Below are 6,557 nucleotides of genomic sequence, written 5' to 3'. Positions count from 1 at the left end.
AAAATTTTAGTTCACATCCTGATCCAAGTTACATTAATTCTTGGTAATATTTTTATCTCTATTTTTAAAGTTGCTATTTTTAATTTATTTTATTAAAAGTATTAATTATTACTATTGTTTACTAAACCACTAAATTGTTCTTGATTAATTAATCAGTATTAACTATTACAGTTATAATTTAATATTATGAAATATCAATTGGCTTTATCGCTTGTTAAGGCTTATTTAATATGCGATTGGGGAAATATTCTATATTTTAACTCCCATAAGCACAAGTATTATATATTACAAAGCTTTACGTATTTATCTATGGTACTCATGTTTATTTATTATCGAAAAAAATATTTTTGTCCGGTTGGTTGCTCATTACATTTGCATAGGTATAAAGAACGTTATCTTGTGGCTAAATTAACTCTGCCAGGGGGGTAAGAGTGAGGTTAGCAATCATGGATCTGATTTTGATCTGTGAATAAATGAAAACAACTGCTTGTTTGTTTCATGTACGGATAAATCAAAGGTGTACCAGGGATATAACCCAGGAATAATCTAGATTTACTCTGAGCTTAAACAGACAGGGATAGACTAATGCACCTGAAAATTGCATCCTTTGTAGTGTCTAATTTGATACTACAGACAGAATTTTTCTGGCAATTTTTAGAACTATTAGCCGATTAATAGGTTTTCAAAGTTGATCAAGATGACGTTGCTGATTATGCAATCATCAATCTGAGTTGAATGTCTATATGAAGAAAACAATTGGTTTGGGACTAATGGTATTGTCAGTTTATCTGTGCAATTCCAGTGCTTGTTTTGCAGGTAATAAGCTGTCCGTAAGCAATACTCAACTAAATAGCGTAAATGATGCTCAATTGCAATTAGTGGCTAATGTGTCTGCTAGAGATGATCAAACGGGGGATTGTCTTCGTCGAGGTAATTGTCGGGATTAAGGTGCTTTGATAGCGCAGTGTTGGTCATGTTTTGTTTTCACTTTATTTACTGACAATTTAGTAACTTCGTCTAAATTAAGACGGGGAAAATAAGTATTGCAGATATCCAAAATAATTTAGGGCGTTGCTGAATCAGAGTATGAAATTTAAAAATTAGATTTCTTTAACTCTTAATTCTTTGCGCCTTTGCGCCTTTGCGTGAGGCTAATTCATACATTCAATCAGCAACGCCTAAATTCGTTAATGCCAAAAAAGTAACCTCCAGTTTTGGGGGTTGTTTTTTGTACTTTATGAATTTAATTAGGGCTTGTTGATAGCGTAGCGTGGCGTTAGCCATAGTCCTGACTGCTGACTCTTGACTGGGCGCAGCCCCTGCGCCCCTACGACTTTTTTCGCAAACGCTGATTATTTTATGCCTATTAAACAAAGAGAAGCTAAAAAAGCGGCGATGATATAAAAAACTGCGACTACTTGCAATTCTGACCAACCAGTTAATTCTAAATGATGATGTAAAGGTGCCATTTTAAATAATCGCTTGCCTTTGCCATCTGGTCCTTTGGTAGCTTTATAATAGCTAACTTGTGCCATGACAGAGAGGGTTTCTACAAAGAAAATCCCGCTGAGGATGAATAGTATAACTAAAGTATTAGTGAGTAGTGCGACAGCGGCTAAAGCACCGCCAAGGGCTAAAGAACCAGTGTCACCCATGAAAACACTAGCTGGGTTACGGTTATAGACTAAAAATCCTAAACAACTACCACTGACAGCAGCACAGAAAACCATTAAGTCGGGTGAATTAGGAGCAATGACGACACCTAATGCGAAAATAGCGATCGCTACTGTTCCCGCTGCTAAACCATCAATTCCATCTGTTAAATTAGTAGCATTGCTCTCTGCCACTAGGACAAAACCCGCTACAGGCCAAAATAGCAGTCCTAAAGGTAAGGATAAACCTACCCAAGGTAAATAGATATTGGTTATACTAAAATCACCTTTAAACATCAACCATAGGCAAAACATCGCCCCAAAGATAACTTGCAAAGCTAACTTCATTTTAGGAGAGATGCCTTTATTGGACTTACGACGCAGAATTTGCCAGTCGTCTAACCAGCCAATTAATCCGTAACTCAGTGTTAAAGCAGAAACGGCAACTACATTTTCAGAAAAGTTAGAGAATATGCAAGCTATTACAACCGCTACAGGGATGAAAAAAATACCACCCATAGTTGGTGTCCCAGCTTTTTTTAGGTGGGCTTGGGGTCCATCTTCGCGGATAATTTGTCCAGTTTTGAGTGCTTGCAAGATGGGTATTACCCACTGTCCAAGAATGGTTACACCCACAGCAGACAATAGAAAAGGTAGGGTTAGGGATGTCGTATGCCAGGGAGTCCTGTTACCCATTCCATCGAAAATCAAGGCTGTTGTTGTCAGTAGCATGGCCAGCATTGAGGCTAACCCAATTCCAGAAAAATTCAAACTTTGGTTAGGGGATAATTTAGCGTCCACAAGAAAAATTTCCTTCACTCCACACTTAAAAAAAACCTAAATAAAATAGTAGAAACTATTTTTAGTCACTAGTTCCCAAAATACTATCAACTAATCTTCTTCAATAGCTACATCATCGTCGTCATCATAATCAATATCACCAATTCCGTCATCTGCGCCCAGAAAATCGGAAATTACTTCTACATCTTCCCGCGAATCTGTTTCTTGGACATCACGGGCTATGAGTCGGCCACCCTGCCGTAACCAGTCCAACATTGAGGACTCTTGTTTTAAGGGAATAACCGCTGCTCGCTGGTTGCGGGGTGCTTCACGGAGGGGAGAATCTAACATATTAACTAAAGACTCACAAGGGTTGATCTAACTAGACATTAAGAGTCTATCATTTGATACGAGTTAATTTATTCCTTCATTCAAGTCTTTAATCGCTTAATCCGAATTAAACAAAATTTTCATTTAATTGGGGAATTGTAGCCAAAAAGGCATTATTAATGAGTTGAATGGTTATAGACAAAAACATTACTATTTCATTAATGCTATTTCATCATGCAAATTCTTGAGGTAAAGGGCAATGATAGGCAAATCAACTCTCATAGATGTAATTGCCGGCACAAATCGCGGTTTGTTAGCAAATGTAGGACAACAACAAGCTATTTTAGCAGCGATCGCCAACCTTGAAGACTTTAATCCTACACCACGTCCATTAGCAGCGAGTCATCTCCTAGAAGGCAACTGGCGACTACTATACACCACAAGTAAAGCTCTATTAAACATAGATCGTCTACCTTTTTGTAAACTTGGTCAAATTTACCAATGTATTCGGGTAGAAACTAACAGTGTATATAACATAGCTGAGATTTATGGCGTTCCTTCCTTAGAAGGATTAGTTAGCGTCGCTGCTAAATTTCAACCAGTCTCAGAACGGCGTGTGCAAGTTAAATTTCAACGTTCTATTATTGGCTTACAACGTCTAATTAGCTATACATCACCAGGAGAGTTTATTCAACAAATTGAGTCGGGAAAAAAATTTACAGCCTTTGATTTTCCCATTCAGAGTGAAAAACAACAGGGCTGGTTAGACATTACTTATATAGATGATGATCTCCGGATTGGTAGAGGGAACGAAGGTAGCGTTTTTGTATTAAGTAAAACATAAAACATTTTGCAAGAAGTGTTTGCGAATGAAATTACTCTAATATGGGTACTTTGTCAAGGGGGAATTGGGAAAATTAATCACCCCATGACACAAACTAACATGACAAATAACTTAACAAAACCACAAGCTCATACCTCCAGGTTGTAAAGTAAAAACAATCAGCCCTACTTTAACGGCAACTCATACTTCAAAAGGGAAGATACAACATGGTTCAACGTGGTTCTATAGTACGTGTTCTCCGCCCTGAATCCTACTGGAATCAGGATCTTGGCACAGTGGTTTCTGTTGACAAAAGCGGCATCAAATACCCTGTAATTGTCCGGTTTGAGAAAGTTAACTACTCCGGTATTAACACAAATAACTTTGCTGTAGATGAGTTAATCGAGGTGCAAGCACCTAAACCTAAAGCAGCAGCAAAGTAAACAGCCAAGCGCCAAGGGGATTGTTTTATGGGAAAATAGGAATGTCAAGGTGAATATCTTGCACATTTTCTATGTCTGACCATAGCTTCCCCTAACCATATTATTTGCTTGAATGCCTGAACTGCCTGAAGTTGAAACAGTCCGCAGGGGTTTAAATCAATTAACCCTAAATCAAGAAATCACGGGAGGAGATGTGTTGCTACAACGCACTATCGCCTACCCGTTTTCTGTTGGTGAATTTATTGATAAAATTCGAGGAAATACCATTGCTACCTGGCATCGTTGTGGTAAATATCTCCTCGCTGAACTTTCTTCTCCTTCCTCTGGTTATTTAGGGGTTCACCTCCGCATGACTGGTCAATTATTGTGGTTAAACCAAAATGAACCTTTACACAAACACACGAGAGTGAGGTTATTTTTTGGAGAAAAGCAAGAATTACGCTTTGTTGACCAACGCACTTTCGGACAAATGTGGTATGTTCCCTCTGGTGTCGCTGTGGAAAGTATTATTACAGGTTTGGCAAAGTTGGCAGTTGACCCATTTTCTCCAGAATTCACTGTTGAGTATTTGTCCGAGAAATTAAAAAAATCCCGTCGTCCCATTAAAACTGGGTTGTTAGATCAGTCAGTGGTGGCAGGATTAGGTAATATTTATGCTGATGAGGCGTTGTTTAAAAGTGGTATTTTACCCACAACTCTCTGTACAGAATTACAACTTCCCCAAATCGAACTTTTAAGAACTGCAATTATTGAAGTTTTATCAGCGAGTATTGCTGTAGGTGGCACAACTTTTAGTAATTTTCTCAGTGTCAAAGGCGTTAATGGTAATTATGGCGGTGAAGCCTGGGTTTATAACCGAACTGGACAACCTTGCAAAGTTTGTGGTAATGTCATCCAGCGAATTAAGTTAGGTGGGCGTTCTAGTCATTTTTGTTCTCAATGTCAAAGTTAAGTAGTCTGGGAAGGAGCAAAGGAGCAAGGGAGCAGGGGAGCAAGGGAGCAGAGGGGCAGGGGGGGAGAGAGAATATGTTTTCTACTGACAACGGACAACGGACAACTGACAACTGACAAATCACCCCTATCTTTAAATATCACGATGAGTAAATGATTTTGCATTTGCACCTGTGTAGGTAGTCACAATATGTCCATTACCAGACATTTGATATTTATATGTAATCAAACCCTCTAAACCAACTGGTCCACGAGGTGGCATTTGTTGGGTACTAATTCCCACTTCTGCACCAAAACCATAGCGGAAACCATCAGCAAATCGGGTAGAACAATTATGATAAACTCCTGCTGCATTTACTAAGCCTTGGAAAGTTTCTGCGGCTGTGATATCTTCAGTAATAATTACTTCTGTATGCCGAGAACCATAATTGTCAATATGGGATATTGCTTCTGTTAAAGAATCAACTATTTTAATTGCTAAAATTAAATCGCTGTATTCTGTTTCCCAGTCTGTTGCTTTGGCAGCGACAATATTAGGTAAAATTTTTAAAGTGCGTTCATCACCTCTTAATTCTACATTTTGAGTTTGTAAAGCAGTGGCAATTTGTGGGAGAAATTTGGCGGCAATGCTACTGTGAATTAGTAAGGTTTCAATGGCATTACAAGCAGCGGGATATTGAGTTTTAGAATCTACAGTAATACTAATAGCTTTAGCAATATCAGCGGCTTGATCTATATAAAGATGACAAATTCCATCGGCATGACCTAATACAGGAATGCGGGTATTATCTTGAACAAATTTCACAAAAGCATTAGAACCTCTGGGAATAATTAAATCTACATATTTATCTAATTGCAAAAGTTCTAATATTTCTGCTCTGGTGGTTAACAATTGCACTGCATCTGGGTTAACATTAGTATTAGCCAATCCTTTTTTAATGGCTTTGACTATCGCTTCACAAGAATGTAAAGCTTCTTTACCACCTTTGAGAATGACACCATTACCTGATTTAATTGCTAGAGAAACAATTTGAATTGCGGCTTCGGGACGGGCTTCAAAAATAATTCCTAAAACACCCAAAGGACAAGTAATGCGTTTGAGAATTAAACCAGTGTCAATTTCCCGATGAATTTGCACATTACCCACAGGATCATCTAGCTTACCAACATCTCGCACACCAGCGATCGCATCTCTTAATTTATGTTCATCTAACTGCAATCGTTTATAAAGGGGGTTTGGTAATTCCTTCTGTCGTGGCTATTTGACAATCAGCTATATTTGCTTGGAGAATATCATCCTTAGCTGATTCTAAAGCCAGAGCGATCGCTTCAATAGCTTGATTTTTCTCCTCAGTCGCCAGCAGTGCCAACTTACTAGCAGCTTGACGGGTTTGTTGGGCAATTTGAATTAACGCAGAAGCACTTTGCATAGTTAAAAATAACAGTAGGCTAATTTAAAAACATTTACTTTTTATCCTATCAATAATTTTCGTAGTAATAACTTTTGCAAAATTCTGATGACAAATGCAGTATACATTGAGTATTGATAGATAAAAATCTCACATTTTGATCACGGAG

6 protein-coding genes and 1 pseudogene are annotated in these 6,557 nt (G+C 38.1%); 4 read left to right on the top strand and 3 right to left on the bottom strand.

Annotation, left to right across the window (positions count from 1 at the left end):
- Nucleotides 1–743 precede the first annotated feature (743 nt).
- Entirely contained in the window at nucleotides 744–947 is a 204-nt protein-coding gene (locus FJR38_RS23735) for a hypothetical protein (RefSeq protein WP_168498256.1), read from the top strand.
- Nucleotides 948–1,352: 405 nt separating this feature from the next.
- Here the strand turns inward: FJR38_RS23735 and mraY are convergent, their stop codons facing one another.
- Both mraY and FJR38_RS23725 read right to left on the bottom strand, forming a co-directional pair.
- The gene (gene mraY / locus FJR38_RS23730; protein WP_168539786.1) at nucleotides 1,353–2,453 is read right to left on the bottom strand and encodes a phospho-N-acetylmuramoyl-pentapeptide-transferase; all 1,101 of its coding nucleotides are present in this window, start codon (nucleotides 2,451–2,453) and stop codon (nucleotides 1,353–1,355) included.
- 90 nt (nucleotides 2,454–2,543) lie between these two features.
- Complete coding sequence (locus FJR38_RS23725) at nucleotides 2,544–2,783, bottom strand: DUF3134 domain-containing protein (protein WP_168498260.1); 240 nt, start codon at nucleotides 2,781–2,783, stop codon at nucleotides 2,544–2,546.
- A 238-nt stretch (nucleotides 2,784–3,021) separates the two neighbouring features.
- Between FJR38_RS23725 and FJR38_RS23720 the strand changes: the two genes are divergently transcribed.
- The 3 genes from FJR38_RS23720 (at nucleotide 3,022) to FJR38_RS23710 (ending at nucleotide 4,980) form a co-directional block, all read left to right on the top strand.
- Nucleotides 3,022–3,606, top strand: coding sequence for a PAP/fibrillin family protein (locus FJR38_RS23720; RefSeq protein ID WP_168539784.1), 585 nt, complete (start codon nucleotides 3,022–3,024; stop codon nucleotides 3,604–3,606).
- A gap of 206 nt (nucleotides 3,607–3,812) precedes the next feature.
- Entirely contained in the window at nucleotides 3,813–4,028 is a 216-nt protein-coding gene (locus FJR38_RS23715; protein WP_168498264.1) for a photosystem I reaction center subunit IV, read from the top strand.
- Nucleotides 4,029–4,140: 112 nt separating this feature from the next.
- On the top strand, nucleotides 4,141–4,980 hold the full coding sequence (locus tag FJR38_RS23710; RefSeq protein ID WP_168539782.1) for a DNA-formamidopyrimidine glycosylase: 840 nt from the start codon (nucleotides 4,141–4,143) through the stop codon (nucleotides 4,978–4,980).
- A gap of 132 nt (nucleotides 4,981–5,112) precedes the next feature.
- On the opposite strand, the pseudogene FJR38_RS23705 reads toward FJR38_RS23710, so the two are convergent.
- Nucleotides 5,113–6,409, bottom strand: a pseudogene (locus tag FJR38_RS23705) (glutamate-5-semialdehyde dehydrogenase).
- Nucleotides 6,410–6,557: the final 148 nt, after the last annotated feature.

This window comes from Anabaena sp. UHCC 0253, assembly GCF_009712085.1.
In the GTDB taxonomy this organism is placed as follows: Bacteria; Cyanobacteriota; Cyanobacteriia; order Cyanobacteriales; family Nostocaceae; genus Dolichospermum.
Note: the sequence above shows the minus strand (reverse complement) of the source record. Positions and strands in the feature narration are given on the sequence as shown.

Coding starts and splice junctions, on each gene's coding strand:
- FJR38_RS23725 (WP_168498260.1), bottom strand. CDS start 2,783: ATGTTAGATTCTCCCCTCCGTGAAGCACCCCGCAACCAGCGAGCAGCG.
- FJR38_RS23710 (WP_168539782.1), top strand. CDS start 4,141: ATGCCTGAACTGCCTGAAGTTGAAACAGTCCGCAGGGGTTTAAATCAA.
- FJR38_RS23720 (WP_168539784.1), top strand. CDS start 3,022: ATGATAGGCAAATCAACTCTCATAGATGTAATTGCCGGCACAAATCGC.
- FJR38_RS23715 (WP_168498264.1), top strand. CDS start 3,813: ATGGTTCAACGTGGTTCTATAGTACGTGTTCTCCGCCCTGAATCCTAC.
- FJR38_RS23735 (WP_168498256.1), top strand. CDS start 744: ATGAAGAAAACAATTGGTTTGGGACTAATGGTATTGTCAGTTTATCTG.